Origin of the sequence: Streptomyces sp. NPDC088745 (genome assembly GCF_044751045.1) — a bacterium.
Taxonomy (GTDB): domain Bacteria; phylum Actinomycetota; class Actinomycetes; order Streptomycetales; family Streptomycetaceae; genus Streptomyces; species Streptomyces cremeus.
This window is the reverse complement of record NZ_JBIVLB010000006.1, coordinates 337,054-355,750: the sequence shown is the minus strand read 5'-3', so window position 1 is coordinate 355,750 and position 18,697 is coordinate 337,054. Positions and strand designations below refer to the sequence as shown.

The following is an 18,697-nucleotide window of genomic DNA, read 5'->3' as shown; positions in this document are numbered from 1 at the left end:
GGCCCGGGCGAGGGTCTGACCGATCGGGCCAACGGCTTCCGGGGTACGGGCGTCTTCTTGACGGGTTTCGTGGTCTTCTCCGCCGGGGCCTTCTGGACAGCCGGTTTTGTTTTCACGTAGGCCCCCAGGCCGTAAGCCTTGGTGTCGTTGTCCGTGCCTTCCAGCGGGAGGTGCGGACGGACTTCACCGGTGTTGCGGGGCCGCATCCTCGTGGTGCTGCACGGCCTGCCGTACCGATACCGGGAAGCCGTGCGCGCGGACGATCCGCAGCACCGCCGGACGCGTACACCAGGCGGCGACGAAGGGCCCGCTCGGACCGTGGCGGCGCCGGTGGGGGCCGGGGGGGGCGTCCTCGGCGAAGACGCGTCGCCGAGGACGTCGGGCCCACCGGTTGCCCGTTCGCCCAGTGGTGGCTGCCCGCTCGTGGCGCGTGCGCGGCGAGCGGAGCCGGTGGAGGGTGACGTGCGGGCCGCGAGCGTCTCGGGTCGGCCGGTGGGCCCACCCAGCCGATGCGGTTCGTTGCCGAAGACGGCCGACAGGACGACAGGAAGGGACGACGGTGCCGCTGCCGCCGGGGTGGGCCGGGTGGCGAGAGCCGTGAGTACGGCCGCCCCGTCCGGGGGCCGAGCCGGCGGGGTCTTCGCCGGCTCGGCGTCTCGGGACAGGGCGGGTCCGCGGATTGCCTCAGAGCTTCTTGAGCACCTCCAGCCGCACCGCCCCCGCTGCCTTGTCCAGCGCCGCCCGGCACTCGGCCTCCGTCGCCGCGGCCGCTGTCACCAGTGCGTAGCGGCTGGAGACGTGGCCGTGCGGCGGCAGGCGCAGTTCCTGGCCGGGGAGGGCGATGGCGAGGGCCGTCTCCACCGGGGCGGGCAGGGCGCGGGCGTCGATCACCACCTGGCGGGCGATGCAGTCCGCCTCCGGGTAGTGGAAGCGGACGCCTGCCACCCGGTGGCGGTCCGGGGCGAGGTCGGGGGCGGTGCCGCACGCCACCCGGGCCGCGACCAGGGCCGCGTCGACGCCCAGGGCGAGGCGTCCGATGTCGGGGATGCGGTCCCCGCCGATCCGCGCGTTGATCTCGACGACCTTGGGGCCCTGCGCCGTCAGGCGCAGTTCGGTGTGCGTCCAGCCCGTGGTGAAGCCGACCGCCGCGTGGGCGGCGGCCACCACGTCCAGGACGGCGGGGTCGGTGAGGAGGGGGTCGCCCGCGTCGACGAGGTGGCCCGTCTCCTCGAAGTACGGGGAAAAGCCGCACTCCTTGCGGGCGACGAACGCCGGGTGCATGCGGCCCTCGTGCCAGGCGGCGTCGAAGCTGATCTCCGGCCCGTCCAGGTACTCCTCGACCAGTACGTCGCCCGGCGCCACCTCGACCGCGCCGGGCGCCTTCGCCCCGCGGGCCAGCCGGAACCCGGCAGAGAGCCGGTCGGGGGCGTCCACCTTCACCACGCCCGTGCTCGCGTTCAGCGCCCGGGGTTTGAGGACCAGCGGGTAGCCCACCAGGGCGGCCGCCGCCCGCGCCTGCGGAAGCGAGGCGGCCAGCTCGGAGCGGGCCTGTGGCACTCCGGCCTCGCGCAGCGCCTCGCGGGTGGCCCGCTTGTCGCGGCAGCGGAGCATGGCTTCGGGCTCACTGCCGGGCAGCCCCAGCAGACGGGCCAGTTCGGCGGTGTGCACGACCCTGGTGTCGTCCCAGGTCATCACGCCCTGGCAGGTCAGGTGCCGGACGGCGGAGGCCATCGCGGCGACGTCCGTGGTGTCCAGGACGGTGTGCCCGGTCAGGTAGGGGGTCTCCCACAGGGGTTCCCGGTCGGCCAGGAGGTGGATCTCGTACTGTGCGGCGACGGACCGCAGCAAATACTCGCGGTACGCCTGGGATCCCGCACCGACCAGCAGCAGCGTCATGACCGGGCCCCCAGGGTGTCCAGGTGCGCGGCGAGCGCGCGCACGGTGCGGTGCAGGTAGAGCTGCGGAAGCGGGAAGGGGGGCAGGCCCGCCGCCCGTACCGCGGCCAGCAGCCGCACGCTCAGCAGCGAGTTGCCGCCCAGGGTGAAGAAGTCGTCCTCCGGAGTGACCCGGAAGCCGAACACCTTCTCCCACACCGCGCGCAGCCGAGAGACGGTGTCGTCGCCGATGGGCAGGTCCGCTGCCGCGTCGTCGCGGGTGAGCGGCTCAGGCAGGCGTGCCGTGTCGACCTTGCCGTTGGGAGTGAGCGGGAGCGCGGGCAGAGCGGTGAGGGTGGCGGGCAGCATGTGCTCGGGCAGGAAGCGGGCGGCGTGCCGCCGCACCTCCTCGGTGTCGCCGGCCGAGGGGTCGCCGAACACGACGTACCCGTCCAGGCGCGCGCCCGCCGTGTCGTCCGTGTCGGCGCCCTGGCGCAGGACGACCGCGGCGGCCCCCACGCCCGGCGCGTCGAGCAGCCGGGCCCGGATCTCGTCCAGCTCGATGCGGAAGCCGCGCAGCTTGACCTGGTTGTCGAGACGGCCCAGGTGTTCCAGGCGGCCGTCGGGCAGCAGCCGCCCGCGGTCGCCGCTGCGGTACATCAGGCCCGCCGCGTGCGGGTCGGGCAGGAAGCGCTGGGCGGTCAGCTCCGGGCGGCCCAGGTACTGCCCGGCCACCCCGAGGCCGCCGACGTAGATCTCGCCGGCGACGCCGGGGGGCACCTCGCGGCCCTCGGGGTCCAGGACGTACAGGTGCCAGCCCGGCAGCGGGGCGCCGACCGAGCGCGAGCCCTGGAGGGCCTCGCGGCGGGTGACGGTCTGCGCGGTGACGTGGACGGTCGTCTCGGTGATCCCGAACATGTTGACCAGGCGGCACACACTCTCGGGGTGCCGGTCCAGCCACAGCCGCAGCGGGCGGGTGTCCAGCGGTTCCCCGCCGAAGACCACCAGGCGCACCGAGTCCGACACCCGCTTCTCCGCGTCGGTGGCGGCCAGTTGGGCGAACGCGCTGGGTGTCTGGCTGAGGACGGTGACCTGCTCGGCGTCGAGCAGAGCGGCGAACTGTGCGGGATCGCGCGAGGCCCAGTACGGGACCACGACCAGGCGTCCGCCGGTCATCAGGCAGCCCCAGATCTCCCACACGGAGAAGTCGAAGGCGCTGGAGTGGAAGAGCGTCCAGGTGTCGTCGCCGCCGAGGCCGAAGTCCTCGCGCGTGGCCTCCAGCAGTGCGCCCACGTTGCGGTGCGGGACGACGACACCCTTGGGCCGGCCGGTGGAGCCGGAGGTGTAGATGACGTACGCCGCCGCGTCGGAGCGCAGGTCGGCCGGGACGAAGGCGGCCCGGTCCCCCGCCGCGAGCGCGTCGGGGCGTACCGTGCGCACGCCCTCGCGTCGCGGGAAGTCCGGTGAGTCGGTGACCACCAGGGTGAGTTCGGCGTCCTCGCTGGTGTACGCGAGGCGTTCGGCCGGGTAGGCCGGGTCCATCGGCACATAAGTGCCTCCGGCGGTCAGGACCGCGAGAAGCACCACCACCAGGTCGAGCGAGCGGTCCAGGCAGACGCCCACCCGGTCACCGGGCACGACCCCCAGGTCACGCAGGGAAGCCGCGAACTGGTCTGCCCAGTCCACGAGTTGACGATAGGTCAGCTCGTTGCCGTCGTACGAGACGGCCGGTGCGTCCGGAGTACGGTCGGCCCGTGCCCGTACCACCTGCTCGATGCGTTCGTCCGGCACCTCGGGCGCACGCCCGAGGCCGCCCAGCGCGGCCAGTGCGCGCACCTGCTCGGCGTCGAAGAGCGGGACCGAGGCGAGCGGGGCCGCCGGGTCCGCGGTGGTCAGTGCGCGGTGTGCGGTGACCAGCATGCCGGTCAGCCAGGCGACCGCCTCGTCACCGAACGCGGCGTGCCGGTGGTGGACCAGACCCTCCAGGACCGTGGAGCCGTCGTCGGCCACGTGCACCGACAGGGCGTGCACCGGGTCCAGGAACGCCAGGTGGGCCAGCGGTTCGGCCTTCAGCCCCTCCCCCGTCAGCGCCTCGGGCGCCTGGGTGGTGACCAGGCCCGCCAGCGGCGCCCGGCCGGTGACGGGCGCGGCCCGCGCCACCTGCTCCAGGTAGTGCGCCACCGTCGCCGACGGGTCGACCGTGAAGGTGAGCGTGGTCAGCGCGTCCACACCGACGCTCACCTCCTCGCGGCCCGTGCAGCGGGCGAGGACCAGGCCGAGCGCCGCTGTGAGCGTGAGCGACGCGGGTGCGCCGCCGGCGGCCGGCACCGAGAAGCGGTGCCGGCCGGACGTCGTGGCACCCGGGGTGCCGAGCCCCCACGCGGGGGCGTCGGCGCGGTCGAGCGCGGAGAGCGCGGTGCGCAGACGCTCACCGAGCTCCTCCGGCACGGGGGCGGGCCTGGCCGGTTCCACCAGCAGCGCCTGCACCAGGTCGTAGGGGTCGGCCAGCACCGCCCGGTGGGCGACCACCACCAGGTCCGCCGCCCCGTCGTCGTAGCGCAGCAGCACCGTCCGCAGGCCGGGGCCGGTGCGCGGGTCGGCGGGCCGGGACAGCTCCTGCTCCCGGCGGCGTGCGGCGGCCCGGGAGTCGGCCGCGGCGGGCACGTCCTCCACCCACAGCCGCAGCCCCTCCACGCTCCGCGCCAGGTTCCGGCGCAGCCGATCGGGGTCGGCGCCGGTGTGCACCCGCAGCGCGAGTGCCTGGCACAGTCTTCCCGTGTCGTTCATCGTCTTCCCCTCGTGCACTCGGGCGCTCATCGGCTCGTGAACCCGCCGTCGACGGTGACGGTGGAGCCCGTCACCTGGCGGGAGGTGTCCGAGGCGAGCCACACGGCTGCTCCCGCGACGTCCTCGGGCTCGATCAGCCGGTTCATCGGCTGGGCGGCCACGAAGGTCTCCTCGTGCTCCTCCACGGGCACCTCCAGCGACCGGGCGATCTCGGTGAGCATCCGCCCCTCGGCCGCGTCGTCGTCCCGCACCGAACCGGGGCACAGGGCGTTGACCCGCACCCCGAAAGGAGCGAGGTCCAGGGCCGCCGCCTTCGTGAGGCCGACCAGGGCGTGCTTGGCGGTGACGTAGCCGGCGAAGTGCCGGTAACCGACCAGCCCCGCGGTGGACGCCACGTTGATGACGCTGCCCGCCCGCTGCACGGTCATCGCCGCGCCCACGGCACGGATCATCCGCCACGCGCCGGAGACGTCCACGTCGAGCATCAGGTCCCACTCGTCGGGCGAGATGTCATGGACCGTCCGGCCGGAGGGAGCGGCGATCCCGGCGTTGTTGAGCAGCACGTCCACGCGGCCGAACCGGTCGAGCGCACCGTCCACCACGGCGCGTACCTCGGCGAGGTCACGGACGTCGGCGGTGACCGTGAGGACCGAGCCGTCCCCCTCCTCGCGGCACAGCCGGGCGGTGTGCTCCAACTGCCCGGCCGTGCCCAGCGGGTAGGGGACGCCGTCGAGGTCCGCGCCGATGTCGGTCAGCACCAGATCGGCCCCGGCACGGGCGAACGCCACAGCGCACGCCCGGCCGATGCCACGGGCCGCACCCGTGACGAGCGCCGTCCGGCCCGCGAGAGGCGCGGCGGTGAGCGGGGGCGAGCCGTACGGAGCGGGGCTGAGCAGGGTGCTCATCGGCCCACCCCCTGCGCGGCCAGCTCCTGGTCGAGGAGACGGACGAGGTCGGCGGGCGAGTCCACGAGGTACATGTGCCCGCCGGGCAACTCCACCTGACGCACCCCGGCGGTGGTCGCGGCGTCCCACTCGCGGGCCTGGGCGCGGTCCACGAGCTCGTCGACCTCGCCGCGGATGGAGACGACCGGCACACCGAGCGGCACCTCGGACGGGGCGCGGTAGGCCTCGTGCATCTCCACGTCGGCACGCAGCGGGGGCAGCAGCATCTCCCGCAGGTCGGGGTGCTCCAGGGCGGGGTGGGTGTACCCGGCGAACTCCTGCACCTGCTTGAGGAACGCGTCGTCGGACAGGCCGCCGGCCCGGATCTCGCGCTGCGTCCAAGGCCCGGGCGAGCCGCTGACGAAGAGCTTGACGACCTCGGGGGCGCCGAGCGCGCTGATCCGGTGGGCCATCTCGTACGCCAGGACCGCGCCGAGGCTGTGCCCGAACAGGGCGACGGACGGGCTGCCCGCGACCTGGTCGAGGACGGTGGGCAGCAGGTCGTCGACGGCGGTGACGACGTCGGTGTACAGCGGCTCGCCGAACCGCTCCTCACGGCCCGGGAGCTGTACGGGGACGATCTGGACGGTGTCGCTGCCGTACTCCTGGCAGCGGCGGAACGCGGAGGCTCCGGCTCCGGCGAACGGGAAGCACAGGACGGGGATCTGCATGTCAGCCCTCCAACTCGGCGGCGGACGCCCACGCCCGCACGATCAGTTCACCGGTGCCGGCGGGGTTGCCGCGCACGAAGTAGTGGCCGCCGCCGTCGAGTTCGAGGTAGTTCACCTGCGCGGCGACGCGCTCCCAGCAGCGGAACTCGTCCTTGGCGTGGGCGAGGCCCTTGTCGTCGGCGGCGACGACGGCCGTGACGGGCGCCTGGATCCGCCAGTCGGGCTCGTCCTCGGTCACGCCGATGAAGTAGCGGTAACCGCCGCAGACGTCGTGCCGGAAGAGGCGGCCCATGAACGCGGTGTAGCGGTGGTCGAGGCCGTCCAGCTCGCTGTAGCCGGTCTCCTCGACCATGTAGGAGATGATCTGGTCGTCCGACCAGGTCTCGATCATGTCGATCGACTCCTGCATGTCCGTGGCGGGCGGCAGCAGCTTGGAGCCGATGAACACGTGCCGCAGGTCGAAGCCCCGGTCCTCCAGCACCCGGGCCAGTTCCACGGTGACGGCCGCGCCGCCGCAGTGTCCCCACAGGATCAGCGGCAGGTCGGCCTTGCGCTCGATCTCGTCGGCGGTGCGCGCCGCCGTCTCCCGTACGTCCGTGAACTCCGCGGAGCTGCCGGGGGCGTGGCCGGGCGGCTCAAGGCCGTACACCGCCAGCGTCGGGTCGAGTTTCTCGATCTGCTCGGCGAGCGGCTTGAAGTTCACCGGGTGCCCGCAGGGGTAGGGCACGCACACCACGGCCGCCCTGGCGCCCTCGGCCCGGGAGCTGAGCAGGTGCAGCAGTTCCTCGGGGGCCTCGTCCTGGCCGCGTGCCTCGACGAGCGCGGCGAGTGCGGTGAGCCGGGAGACCCGGGTGAGGTCGGAGAGGGTGACCAGGCCGTCCAGTTCCAGGACGACGCGCAGCGCGGACAGCGAGTTGCCACCGAGCGCGAAGAAGTCGTCGTCCGCGCCGATGTCCTGGGCGGCGAGACCGAGCACGCTCTGCCAGGCGGTGCGGATGCGGGCGACGGTCTCCTCCGATGCCGTTCCCGCACTGCCCGCCACCGGGGCCGCGGGCTCCTCGGCCGGGGTGCGGCCGAGCAGTGCCAGGTCCTCGTCGGCGAGCAGTTGCCGGGCCTCGTGCGGGGAGTCGGGTTCGCTCGCCATCAGCTCCAGTACGCGCACGAAGTAGCCGCCGATGCGGTCGATCTGCTCTTCGTCGTAGAGGTGCGTGTGGTAGTGCAGGCACAGCCGCACCTCGTCGTCGAAGAAGTGCCGGGAGAACTCGGTACGGAAGGGGAACTCCGTCTCGGAGTCGACCCGCATGTCCAGCAGCGAGAACTCGGGCAGTTCCTGGAGGTTCTTCAGCAGGTAGAAGTGGGTGAAGTTGAACGTCGTCTCGAACAGGGTGCGCTGCGTGGCGAGGTCCTGCTTCATCTTCGCCATCGGGTAGCGGCGGTGCGGCAGCAGGTCGAGCTCGGCGCGGTAGACCCGGCGGACGAGGTCCGCCCAGCTCCCGCCGCTCAGGTCGATCCGGAACGGCACGGAGTTCAGGTGCAGGCCCAGCGTCGTCTCCGCGCCCGGCAGTTCGGGGCGCCCGCTGTGCTCGTAGCCGGTCATCACCCGCTGCCGGCCGGAGACCAGCCCCAGCACCTTCATGTGCGCGGCCAGCAGGACGTCCTTGAACGGCACCGACAGGGCGTCGGCGGTCGCCATGACACGCTCGGTCAGCCCCGCCGGCAGGGGTACGTCGCGCAGCACGACCTTGAAGTCGTCGGTGGCCACCGCACCCGGCTTCGGCGGTACGTCGGCGGGGTCGGCGTCCGCCAGCACGTCCAGCCAGAAGTCCCGGGAGGCGGGCGAGCGCAGTGCCTCGGTCTCCAGGCCGACGAAGTTGCGCAGGTGGTTGTCGACGGCGGGCCGGGTGGTGTCGCGGCCCTCGCGCACCTGGTGGTACAGCTCGAAGAGCTGGGTGTGCAGCAGGGAGATCGACCAGCCGTCGAGCGCGGAGTTGTGCTGGCTGACGGTGTACCGGTACAGGTCGTCGCTGAGCACCTGCACGTGCAGGGTGACCAGGCCGCCCTCCTCCCACACGAAGCGGCGGGCCTTCTCGGCCGCCAGCCAGTCCTCGTGCCAGGCCTCCTGCGCGTCGGCGTCGAGGTGGCGCAGGTCGTCGACGGTCAGCGGGGTGGGCACCTCCTTGTGCACGATCTGGAGGAACTCGCTGTAGCCGGTGAGGTGGTAGGTGGTGCGCAGGATCGGGTGCCGGCGCGTCAGCAGCCGCGCCGCCTCGGTGAACGCCTCGGCGTCGAAGCCGCCGGTGATCGAGTAGCTGAGTACGTCGTGGTACTGGCCGAGGCCGCCGGTGACCTCCGTCTGGAAGATCAGGCCGGCCTGGAGCATCGACAGCGGGTAGGCGTCCTCCGCGTCCTCGGGGAGCAGGGCCCGGTCGGCGTCGCCGATCAGCTCGAACGGCTGGAACGCGCCGCGTGCGGCGACGTCCTCGGCGACCGTCGCGCTCTCCTGTTCGGCTGCGATCGAGTCGGCGAGGAGGGCGATCGTCTGGTGCTTGAAGAGCTGCTGGAAGGTGAAGTCCAGTCCTGCCGCGCGGGACTTGGCGAGTACGGAGACGAAGTGGATGGAGTTGCCGCCCAGGGCGAAGAAGTTGTCGTGGACGCCGACCTTCTCGCGGCCCAGCACCGCCTTCCAGATCTCCGCCAGGGTCTCCTCGCGGGCGTTGCGCGGGGCGACGTGCGCGGGGGCCTGCTTGCGCAGTGCCTCGGGGCGGCGCAGGGCGGCCCGGTCCAGCTTGCCGTTCGGGGTGAGCGGCAGTGCGGCCACGGACACCACCCGGCCCGGCACCATGTACTCCGGCAGTGCGGCCCGTACGTGGTCCTTGAGCTGTGCCTCACTCGCCTCGCCGTCCAGGACGACGAAACCGCGCAGCGAGGTCTGCCAGCCGTCGTCCACGGCGACCACCGCCGTCTCCCGCACCGCGTCGTGGGTGCGCAGCCGCTCCTCGATCTCGCCCGGCTCCACGCGGAAGCCGCGCACCTTGACCTGGAGGTCGACCCGGCCCAGGTAGTCGATCGTGCCGTCGGGCAGCCGGCGCGCCCGGTCACCGGTGCGGTACAGCCGCTCCTCGCCGGTCGCCTCGCGCACCGCGTCGCCGGTGACGAACTTCTCGGCGGTCAGCTCGGGGCGGCCCAGGTAGCCGCGGGCCACGCCCACCCCCGCGACGTGGAGTTCGCCGGGAATGCCGACGGGGGTCTGTCGTCCGGCCGCGTCCAGGACGTACAGCCGGATGTTGTCGATCGGCCGTCCGATGGGCAGCCGGGCCACGGCGTCCAGGTTCTCGACGGGCTGGTGGGTGACGTCGACGGTGGCCTCGGTCGGGCCGTAGAGGTTGATCAGGCGTGCCTGCGGGAGGAGTTCGCCGAACTTCTGCGCCTGCGCGGTGCCCAGTGCCTCGCCGCTGGCGAAGACCTGGCGCAGCGCGCCGGGCGCGGTGCCGTCGCCGAAGCGGGCGAGGTGGCCGAGGAACATGGTGAGCATCGACGGCACGAAGTGCGTGGTGGTGACCTTGTGCCGGTCCAGGGCGGCGACGAGCGCTGCCGGGTCCTTCTCCACGCCGGGCGCGGGCAGGGCGAGCGCCGCACCGGTGAACGACCACCAGAACAGCTCCCACACCGACACGTCGAAGGAGATCGACGTCTTCTGCAGGATCACGTCCCGGGGGCCGATCGGGTAGGCGCGCTGCATCCAGGTGAGCCGGTTGACCGCGCTGCGGTGCTCCACCAGGACGCCCTTGGGGCGGCCCGTCGAACCCGAGGTGTAGATGACGTAGGCGGTGTCCGTGGGGCCGGAGTCCGCCGCGGGTGCCGGTGCGGGGGCGGTGGAGTCGGCCGCGTACGACGCCGCGTCGTCGAGGTCGAGGCCGGGGACCTCGCCGAGCAGGCCGGCGAAGCGGGCCTGGTGGAGGACGAGGGAGGCCGCGCTGTCGGTGAGCAGGTAGTCGATGCGGGCCTGCGGGTACGACGGGTCGATGGGCAGGTAGGCGCCGCCCGCCTTCAGGACGGCCAGGATCGCCGTGATCATCTCCGGGGAGCGTTCGGCCACCAGGGCGACGATCGTGTCCCGGCCGACGCCGCGTGCGCGCAGAGTGCGGGCCAACTGATTGGCGCGGGCGTCGAGTTGCGCGTACGAGAGGGTCAGTTCGTCGGTGAGCAGGGCGGGCGCGTCGGGGGTGCGCGCGGCCTGTGCGGCGAACAGGCCGTGCAGGGTGGCCTCGGCGTCGAAGGGGTGTGCGGTGGCGTTGCTCGCGGCGGTCACCGCCTCGTCGTCGGCCGTCAGCAGGTCGAGCCCGGCGAGGTCGGCGTCCGGGGCGTTCGCGGACTTCTCCAGGAGCAGGGCGTAGTGCGCGCCGATGCGCTCGGCGGAGGCGGCGGCGTAGCGGGTGGTGTCGTAGGAGACGGTGACGATCAGTTCCGCGCCGTCGCGGGAGGCGGTGAGGCGGATGCCGTCGCGGGTGGTGTCGGGGGTGTCGTGGTACCCGTCGAGGTTCACCGCGACGGCGAAGGCGTCGGTGTGGCCCAGTTCGGCGGCGAGGGCCGCGACCGCGTGGTTCTGGTGCTGCTCCGCCGTGCGGGCGGCGGCCGCCACCCGGCCCAGGAGTTCCTTCAGGGTGCCGCCCGCGGTGACGTGCAGCGGCAGCGGGCCGCCCGCGAACTCGGGGGCGGCGCCCCGGGTCGGCCGGCACACCGTCACGTCGTCCTCGCCGGTGTACCGGGCGAGCAGGGCCACGAGGGCGGCGGTGAGGACGACGGAGAGCAGCTCGGGCTGGTCGCGGCTGATCCGGTCGAGCCGTTCGGTGAGCGTGGTGCCGAGGCGTACGGCATGGGTGCCGTGCTCCGGACGCGCCGGGTGGTCGGCGGCGGTGCGGGGCGGCCGCAGGTCGGGGAGGAAGCCGGGCGTCTGCGTGAGGGAGGCCAACTGGGATCGCCAGTACGTGGCCGCGGAGGGGGAAGCGGAGCTGGTCGCCTCGGAGTCGAGCAGTGGCATCTGTTTCTCCTGCACTGAGCTGTGAGCCGTTCGGATGGAGCCGTTCGGATGTGGCCGGGCCGCCGACGTGGCGGGGCGTGCGCGCGAGGCGTGCGCCCCGTGACGTGCGGGCGGGGGGTGCGGGTGATGCGTACGGGTACGACGTGCGGGGGTCCGTGCACGGGCTTGAGGTGTCCCGGCGCGGGGGGTGTGCGGGTGAGCGGTGGAAGGGGGCGCCGGCCGGGGTTCAGAAGTCGAAGTCGAGTACCGGTCCGGGCGCGGCTTGCGCGCGGAGCAGTGCGGGCAGAAGGGTGCCGAGCGTGACCGAGGGGTCCTCGGCGACCGTCTCCAGCAGCCGGAGGAAGTCGTCGCGCCAGGCGTCCACGGTGTCCGGACGCAGCAGCCGGCGGGAGTACCGCCAGGCCGTGCGCAGCGATCCGGCGACTTCGTAGATCTGGAGGTCCAGGTCGAAGACGGCCTGGCCGGTCTGTTCCAGGCGCACCGGGACCCGGGCGCCGTGGAAGTCGACCGCGAGGTAGCGGCCGCTGTGCAGCGCGACGAACGCGTCGAACAGCGGGGTGCGGCTGTAGTCGCGCACCGGGGCCGCCCCGGCGACCAGGTCCTCGAAGGGGAAGTCCTGGTGTTCGAAGGCCGACTCGGCGACGTCCGCGAGGTGGCGCAGGTAGGCGGCGAAGGACAGGTCGGGCGTGGCGGCGGTGCGCAGCACGACCGTGTTGGCGAACATGCCGACCGTGCGGTGCAGCCCGGGGGCGGTGCGGCCGGAGACGGGGGTGCCGACGGTGATGTCCTCGGCGCCCTTGAGCGAGGCGAGCAGGGCGCTGTACGCGGCGGCGAGCACCGCGAACAGCGTCACTCCCTCCTGCCGCGCCAGCCGACGGAGCCCGGCGGTGAGCCCTGGGCCGATCCCGGACTCGGTCACGGCGCCGTCGAGTGCGCGCAGGGCGGGCCTGGCGGTGTCGGACGGCAGGTCAGCCGGGTCGACGGGCGTGGCCAGGACCTGCTGCCAGTGCGGCTCCTGGGCCTCCCTCAGGGCGGTGCCGGCCGGGCCGGTCAGCCATGCCGCGTAGTCCCGGTAGCGGGTGGCCACGGGCTGCGGCGCTCCTCCCCCGTACAGGGTCGCCAGGTCCTCCAGCAGGGGCGCGAGCGAGAACCCGTCCACCACGATGTGGTGCAGGTCGAGCCGCAGCACGACCGCGGACGGCGTGCGGTGCACGTCGGCCCGCCAGAGCGGTGCGCGTCCCAGGTCGAAGGGGCGTACGAACTCCGCGACGGGGCCGGGGGGTTCGTCGCTGACCCGCACCTCGGCGTCCACGTGCGGCTCGACGCGTTGGCGCACCTCGCCGTCCTCGACGACGAACCGGGTGCGCAGCGCCTCGTGGTGCGCGGCCAGGCCGGCCAGGGCCCGCGCCAGTCGCTGCGGGTCGGTGTCGGCGGGCAGCTCCAGGCTGAGCGGCACGTTGTAGTGCACCGCCCGGCCGTCCTTGACCTGTTCGAAGTAGAGCTGGCGCTGCTGCGGGGTCAGCGGGTACGTCTCCTGCTCCGGTGCGGGCGGCAGCCGGTGGCCGAGTCCGGGCGGGGTCTGCCGGAGCAGTTCCGCGAGCCGGGCGGGGGTGCCGGCGCGCAGTACGACGCTGACCGGGCAGGGCCGGCCGAGCCGTTCCTGCACGCCCGCCGCGATCAGGGTGGCGGTGAGCGAGTCCGCGCCGAGTTCGCGCAGGTCGTGGCCGACGCCGATGCCGGTGATGCCCAGGGCCCGTTCGGCGAGGTCGACGACCGCGCGCTCGGTCTCGTCCGAGGGCGCCCGGTAGTCGGCCCCCGCGAGCAGGTGCCCGCCGTCGGGGTCGGGCAGCCGGGCCCTGTCCACCTTGCCGGTGTGGTTGAGCGGCAGAGCGGGCAGGGGCACGAGGTAGGAGGGCACCATGTGCCCCGGCAGCTCGGCCGTGAGCAGGTCGCGCAGGTGGCGCGGATCGGGCGGGCAGGGGCCCGCGTAGTAGCCGACCAGGTACTTGTCCCCGCCGCTCGGCCGGGTCCTGGCGACGACGACGGCCTCCGCCACGTCGGGGTGGGCGAGCAGGGCCGTCTCGATCTCGGCGGGCTCGACCCGGAAACCGCGCACCTTGACCTGGTGGTCGCGCCGGCCCAGGAACTCGATCACCCCGTCGGGGCGCCAGCGCGCCAGGTCGCCGCTGCGGTAGAGCCGGGCTCCCGGGGGCCCGAAGGGGTCCGGGACGAAACGTTCCTTCGTCAGTTCCGGACGCCCCAGGTAGCCGCGGGCGACGCCGTCCCCGCCGAGCCACAGCTCGCCGGGCACTCCGACCGGGCAGGGCCGGCCCCGCACGTCCAGGACGTACGCGGTGGAGTTGGTGACCGGCCGCCCGATCGGAATGCGCCCGAGGTCCCCGTGTGCCAGCCGGTGCGTCACGGAGAACGTGGTGTTCTCCGTGGGCCCGTACCCGTTGACGAGCGTCACGCCGGGGCAGGCGTCCATCGCCTTCCGCACGTGCACCGGCGACAGCGCGTCCCCGCCCACCACCAGTTCGCGCAGCGGGGCGAAGAGGCCCGCGTCCTGTTCCACCAACTGGTTGAACAGGGGCGAGGTGAGCCACAGCGTCGTGACGCGGTGTTCGGCCAGCTCCCGTCCCAGTGCGCGGGCGTCGAGGACGACGTCGCTGTCCACCAGGCGCAGCGATCCGCCGTTGAGCAGGGCTCCCCAGATCTCGAAGGTGTTCGCGTCGAAGGCGGTCGAGCCGGTGGGCAGGATCCTGACGTCCGGACCGAGGTGCACGTACTCGGCGTTCTTCACCAGGCGCACGACGTTGCGGTGGACGACCTCGACGCCCTTGGGCTTGCCGGTGGTGCCCGAGGTGTAGCAGACGTACGCCAGGTCGTGCGCGGTCACCGGCACCCCGGCGCCGCCGGGGCGGGCGGTCCCGTCGACGGTCTCGGAGGCGGGAGTGAGGACCGTGCCGTCGAAGGGGAGGTCCACCGGCAGGTCGCCGGCCGTGACCAGGATCCGCACGGACGCGTCCGACAGCAGCCAGGCGACGCGTTCGGCGGGGAGGTCGGGCTCCAGCGACACATAGGCGCAGCCCGCCTTGAGGATGCCCAGGGCGCCGGTCACGAAATCGGGCGTGCGCCCGGTGCGCAGCCCCACCCGGTCACCGGGCCGCGCCCCGGAGGCCATGATGCTCCGCGCCAACTCATCGGACAAAAGGTCGAGTTGACGGTACGTCAACTGCCCTGACCGCCAGCTGACGGCCATGGCGCCGGGGGTCCGTGCGGCCTGCTCGGTGAACAGACCGTGCACCGTGGCGGAGTCGGGGTAGGGGCGCGCGGTGTCGTTGAAGGCTTTGAGCGCCTGTTCCCGCTCGTCCTCGTCCAACAGGTCCACGTCACCGGTCGCGCCCAGCGGATCCTCCGTCAGGAAAGCGGTGATCAACAGGAGTTGCCGTGCGAGGCGAGCGGCGGTGTCCTCCTCGAAGAGGGAGGTGCGGTAGCCGAGGAGCAGATCGCGGCCGTCGCACGTCACGAGCAGTTCGTACGGTCCCTCAGGGGTTTCGTACGAGCCGTCGGCACCGGTGCGCGGAGCCTGCTCGAACCGTACGGGGGCGCCGGCGGCGGCCCCCTGCGGCCGGGCCTGGACCGTCCTGGCCAGCAGGGCGGCGACGGGCTCGTCCGGGTCCACCGTCAGGGTCAGCGCGCCCCCGTCGCCCCGGTCCGTACCGATGTCGAGGAGCAGCCGGGACTGCCCGGTGTGGCGGTGCAGCAGGATCGCGAGAGCCGCGAGGGCCGTCGGTCCACCCGCGCCGGGCACCCGCAGGGTGGCGAGGGGGCCCGGGGCGGACTTCCGGGTACGGGGACGGTCGGCGATCAGGAACGCGGCGTCGCCTTCGGTGTCCGGCCGGAGTCCGGGAACCCGCTGTCCGGGGATCCGGACGTCCGGGGCCCGGGTGTCAGGACGTGGCGCGGACGGCGTCGGTGTCGGGGTCGGAGTCCCGCTGGGCGCGCTGGTCATCTGCTGCAGTCACCCCCAGCCGGAACGGCGTGTTGCGGAAGAGGACGACGGTCAGCACGCCGGGGGCCGCGGCGAGTGCGGAGACCACGAGGATCAGGGCGCTGTAGTGGCTGCCCGCCAGCAGCATGCCGCCGAGTGCCGAACCGGCGGGCAGGGAGCCGGCCATCACCGTGCGCATCAGCGTCATGGCGCGGCCGCGCATCGCGTTGGGCACCCGGGTCATGCGCACCACGCCGCCGAGCACCGTCATCGGCGCGGAGAGGATGCCGTTGAGCGCGAGGCCGAGCAGGATCCACGGCAGGGCGGTCGGCAGGAGCAGGAACAGCACCGCACCGGAGAGGAGTTGGAGCACGCCGATGCGGAGCATCTGCCGTTCGGAGGTCTGCACCGCACCCGAGACGAGGGAGCCGATCAGCTCGCCCGCCGCCATGACGGCCAGCATCAGGCCGAGGATTCCGGGGCCGCCGCCGAACTCGAACTTCGCGAGCCAGGGCAGCGCCACGATGAGCGCGCCCGCCGACACGTTGAAGGCGCCGAAGGCCAGGGTGAGCACGAGAAGGAAGCGGTCGCGCACGATGAGGCGGAACACCGGGCCCCAGCCGGGCCTGGCGTCCTTGGCGCCGGGCTCGGCCACCGGTTCGGGCCGGCCCATCGGGGCCTTGATGCGGCTGATCAGGAAGGCGAAGACCAGATAGGTCACGGCGTCCAGGATGAGCACCTGGGGCGCGCCGAAGGCGGTGATCAGCAGGGCGCCGAGGGCCGGGCCGACGACGTTGGCGGCGCCCATGGCGGTGGCCTCCAGGCCGGAGGCGGCCTGCAGCTTGTCCTCGGGAACGATCTCGGGCAGCACGGCGGGGGTGCCCGCCAGAGGAATGATCTTGAGCAGCCCGTAGACCAGCGCCACCACGTACAGGTGCCAGGTCTGGAGCGCGTCCATCAGTGCGAGCAGCGGGATCAGCGCGACCACGAAGCCGCGGAACACCGAGTCGTAGATGAAGAGCTTGCGCCGGGAGAACCGGTCGAGAAGAGGTCCGACGACGGCCCCGCCCAGGATCACCGGGAGGGTGAGACACACGCCGAGAACGCCGAGCCCCGCGGCCCCGGCCTTCTCCAGCGTGATCCACGCGAGAGCGGCGTAGGTGGCGCCGTCCCCGAGGAGATTCAGGACGAGGGCCGACCAGAGCAACCGGTAGTCACCGATGCGCAGGATGGCCAAATATGCTTTCACGTTCCACACCGTTCAGTAGGCCGGAATTGGCGAGCAGAGCGGGCGGGGCAGCGCACAGAACACGCCACATCCGCGCTGGGTGTGCGAAATAAGTAGGCCTTTTCTCCGACCTGCCTCCAGGCGTGCCCGTCACTTCCGAGAGCAACGGAGAAAATGGCTTCAATGCGTTTGGTCTGCAAATTCACACGTCCGGTCGGCAGGAATTGCCGACGACTCCCGTACGTGTCCCCCAGGAAGTGCCCCCACTTCTCTTCTGCGGCCACCAGTGGCGACGCAGGTTTTCCGCCGCTTGTTCTAACAGCTCCCCCAGGGGGCGTCAAGCAGGGTTTATGAGAGGTTCCGGTTGGCTGGATTCGCCCTTGAAGAGAGCCGGAGGAGCCCTTCGGGGCGTGCCTCACCGCCCGGCGAAGGCCCCTCTGGGGGACCTGAGGGTGGGGTATCGCATGACGTAGGCTCCCAAAAACGGACATCCACCGGAGTGGATTCCGGATGACCGCCTCTGGCCGAAAGAGAGAAAGTCGGCCTTCCGTCGGCCGAGGGATCCGATTGGCGTGTTGACCGCTCTTTCGGCGACGGAAAGGTGCCCTCCACACCCATCTCCGGGCGGACGGCGGGGCAATACCGAGACGGTCGAATCGGCAGGCGGACTCCCGGGTTGACGCGGAGGTGTGTCCGCGTCGGAACGATTGCTGACACCGCCCTCCAGGAATGCGCATACGGACTCCCGGACCGGCGCACGGACGCCCTGCGTCGATCTTTACGATGTCGCGCCTGCGAAGGGTGACGGCGAAGGAATTCGCCCGGCGGGGCCGGTTCCTTTCCGTGACGAAGCCGCACTGCCGCCGTCGCGCCGCACGGGGCGGCCGGCGTCGTTCGGCCGCGGTGGCGGCCGACACCGAAAGTGACGCCCGCACGCCGTGACACCGCGTTTTGCGGGAAGTCGACAGCGGAACGTCAGAGTGGGCCGACCGGGCGTCCGGCAAGCGGACGCCCACCCGGGCCGGGACGGGCCCCGAGGCCGGCGCGGGCAGCCGGGAGGAGCCGGGGCGCCGGGCCCTTTCGTCGCTCTTCGTGAGTTCGCCGCCCCGGTACGAGCGGACCAGCACCGGTTGCCGGGAGCCGGGGGGCGTTTGCGTTTCCCGTATCGGTACGGGGAACCGGCGGCACGCGGGCCAACATGCCACAGGGCAAAGGCGGTTGACGCGGACGGCACGACCCGGTGCTTCACTGCGCCCGGGACGGGTGCGGCGGCGCGGCGGGGGACGAAGCGCGGCGGGCCGGCGGACGGCGCGGCGTCGCGCACCCGCCAGGAGTACGGCTCCTCCGTGGTGCCCGAAGCGTCGCCGATCGCGTCGTCCGGGCCGCCGCCGGGGGTGGGTGACCACCCGGTTCCCGTGGAATTCAGGCCCGTTCACCGGGGCGACACGCCCGGCAACACGACTTCACAGAGCCTCCGGGCCCGACTCGTGCCGCCCCGGGCGCGCCCGGTCGGGGGCCTCGCGGACCGGAAGTCGGGCCGCGACGACGACCCGCAGCACGATGGGAGCGCTCCCTCCGACCGGCCCCGCGACCTGGGGCGGAACGCCGGACGCGGTGCGGGCCGTCACGAGAGGTGCCTCGTGGCGCGTACTCGCGAAATGCGGGCACGGAAAGAACTGGTGCGCGAATCGGTACGTGAGGGCGGCTCACGGATGACCGGGCAGCCGATTAGCGCAGTCTTCCGACGAAACCGGAGATTCACCATTCGCCTCTTCACCTCTTCACCATCCCGCGTTCCCATCTCTTCACCCCTTGACCATTCTCTCGACGCCTCCTGCGAGGGAGCCGGGCCGTGCGGCGTCGGGGGCAGGGGTGTCGGACAGGGCGGTGCGCAGCGCGAAGACGCCGAGTGGGAGCAGCCGCGTCCGGGCCCGGCCCGCCCGTGCGTCCACGAACTGCGGCAGCAGCGCGGCGTACAGGGGAGCGAGCTTGGGGTCGGGCAGCTTGGTGAGGAGGCCCATCGAGAACAGGCGGGCGTCGGACACCGGCGGCAGGTCCCGCTGAGGGGGGCAGCCGAGCGGCCACCGGGCTTCAGGAGGCCCCGGGCCAGGGAGGCCGGACAGGCGGCTCCCGCGAGTTTCACGACCGTACGGGCCGACGG

9 protein-coding genes are annotated in these 18,697 nt (G+C 72.9%); all 9 read right to left on the bottom strand.

The window, feature by feature from the left end:
- Positions 1-684: 684 nt before the first annotated feature.
- The 9 genes from ACIP93_RS19020 to ACIP93_RS18980 all read right to left on the bottom strand — a co-directional run bounded on the left by ACIP93_RS19020 (position 685) and on the right by ACIP93_RS18980 (position 18,581).
- Positions 685-1,896, bottom strand: a complete 1,212-nt coding sequence (locus tag ACIP93_RS19020; protein ID WP_401760391.1) for an acetyl-CoA carboxylase biotin carboxylase subunit family protein — start codon at positions 1,894-1,896, stop codon at positions 685-687.
- Positions 1,893-4,661 carry an amino acid adenylation domain-containing protein gene (locus tag ACIP93_RS19015; protein ID WP_401760388.1) on the bottom strand — a complete coding sequence of 923 codons (2,769 nt, stop codon included), beginning with the start codon at positions 4,659-4,661 and terminating at the stop codon, positions 1,893-1,895. Before ACIP93_RS19015 ends, ACIP93_RS19020 begins: the two co-directional genes overlap by 4 nt.
- Before the next feature lie 26 nt (positions 4,662-4,687).
- Positions 4,688-5,566 (bottom strand): SDR family oxidoreductase, encoded by an 879-nt coding sequence (locus tag ACIP93_RS19010; protein WP_401760386.1) that lies wholly within the window; start codon positions 5,564-5,566, stop codon positions 4,688-4,690.
- Complete coding sequence (locus tag ACIP93_RS19005; RefSeq protein WP_345219717.1) at positions 5,563-6,276, bottom strand: alpha/beta fold hydrolase; 714 nt, start codon at positions 6,274-6,276, stop codon at positions 5,563-5,565. Before ACIP93_RS19005 ends, ACIP93_RS19010 begins: the two co-directional genes overlap by 4 nt.
- Before the next feature lies 1 nt (position 6,277).
- Positions 6,278-11,314 (bottom strand): amino acid adenylation domain-containing protein, encoded by a 5,037-nt coding sequence (locus tag ACIP93_RS19000; protein ID WP_401760383.1) that lies wholly within the window; start codon positions 11,312-11,314, stop codon positions 6,278-6,280.
- A 226-nt stretch (positions 11,315-11,540) separates the two neighbouring features.
- Positions 11,541-15,329: an amino acid adenylation domain-containing protein gene (locus tag ACIP93_RS18995; RefSeq protein ID WP_401760382.1), complete on the bottom strand. Its 3,789-nt coding sequence runs from the start codon at positions 15,327-15,329 to the stop codon at positions 11,541-11,543.
- A complete protein-coding gene (locus ACIP93_RS18990) occupies positions 15,268-16,557 on the bottom strand; it encodes an MFS transporter (RefSeq protein WP_345219714.1) in 1,290 nt (429 codons plus the stop codon). Before ACIP93_RS18990 ends, ACIP93_RS18995 begins: the two co-directional genes overlap by 62 nt.
- A 1,442-nt stretch (positions 16,558-17,999) precedes the next feature.
- Positions 18,000-18,164, bottom strand: a complete 165-nt coding sequence (locus tag ACIP93_RS18985; protein ID WP_401760379.1) for a hypothetical protein — start codon at positions 18,162-18,164, stop codon at positions 18,000-18,002.
- A gap of 177 nt (positions 18,165-18,341) precedes the next feature.
- Positions 18,342-18,581 carry a hypothetical protein gene (locus tag ACIP93_RS18980; protein WP_401760377.1) on the bottom strand — a complete coding sequence of 80 codons (240 nt, stop codon included), beginning with the start codon at positions 18,579-18,581 and terminating at the stop codon, positions 18,342-18,344.
- Positions 18,582-18,697: the final 116 nt, after the last annotated feature.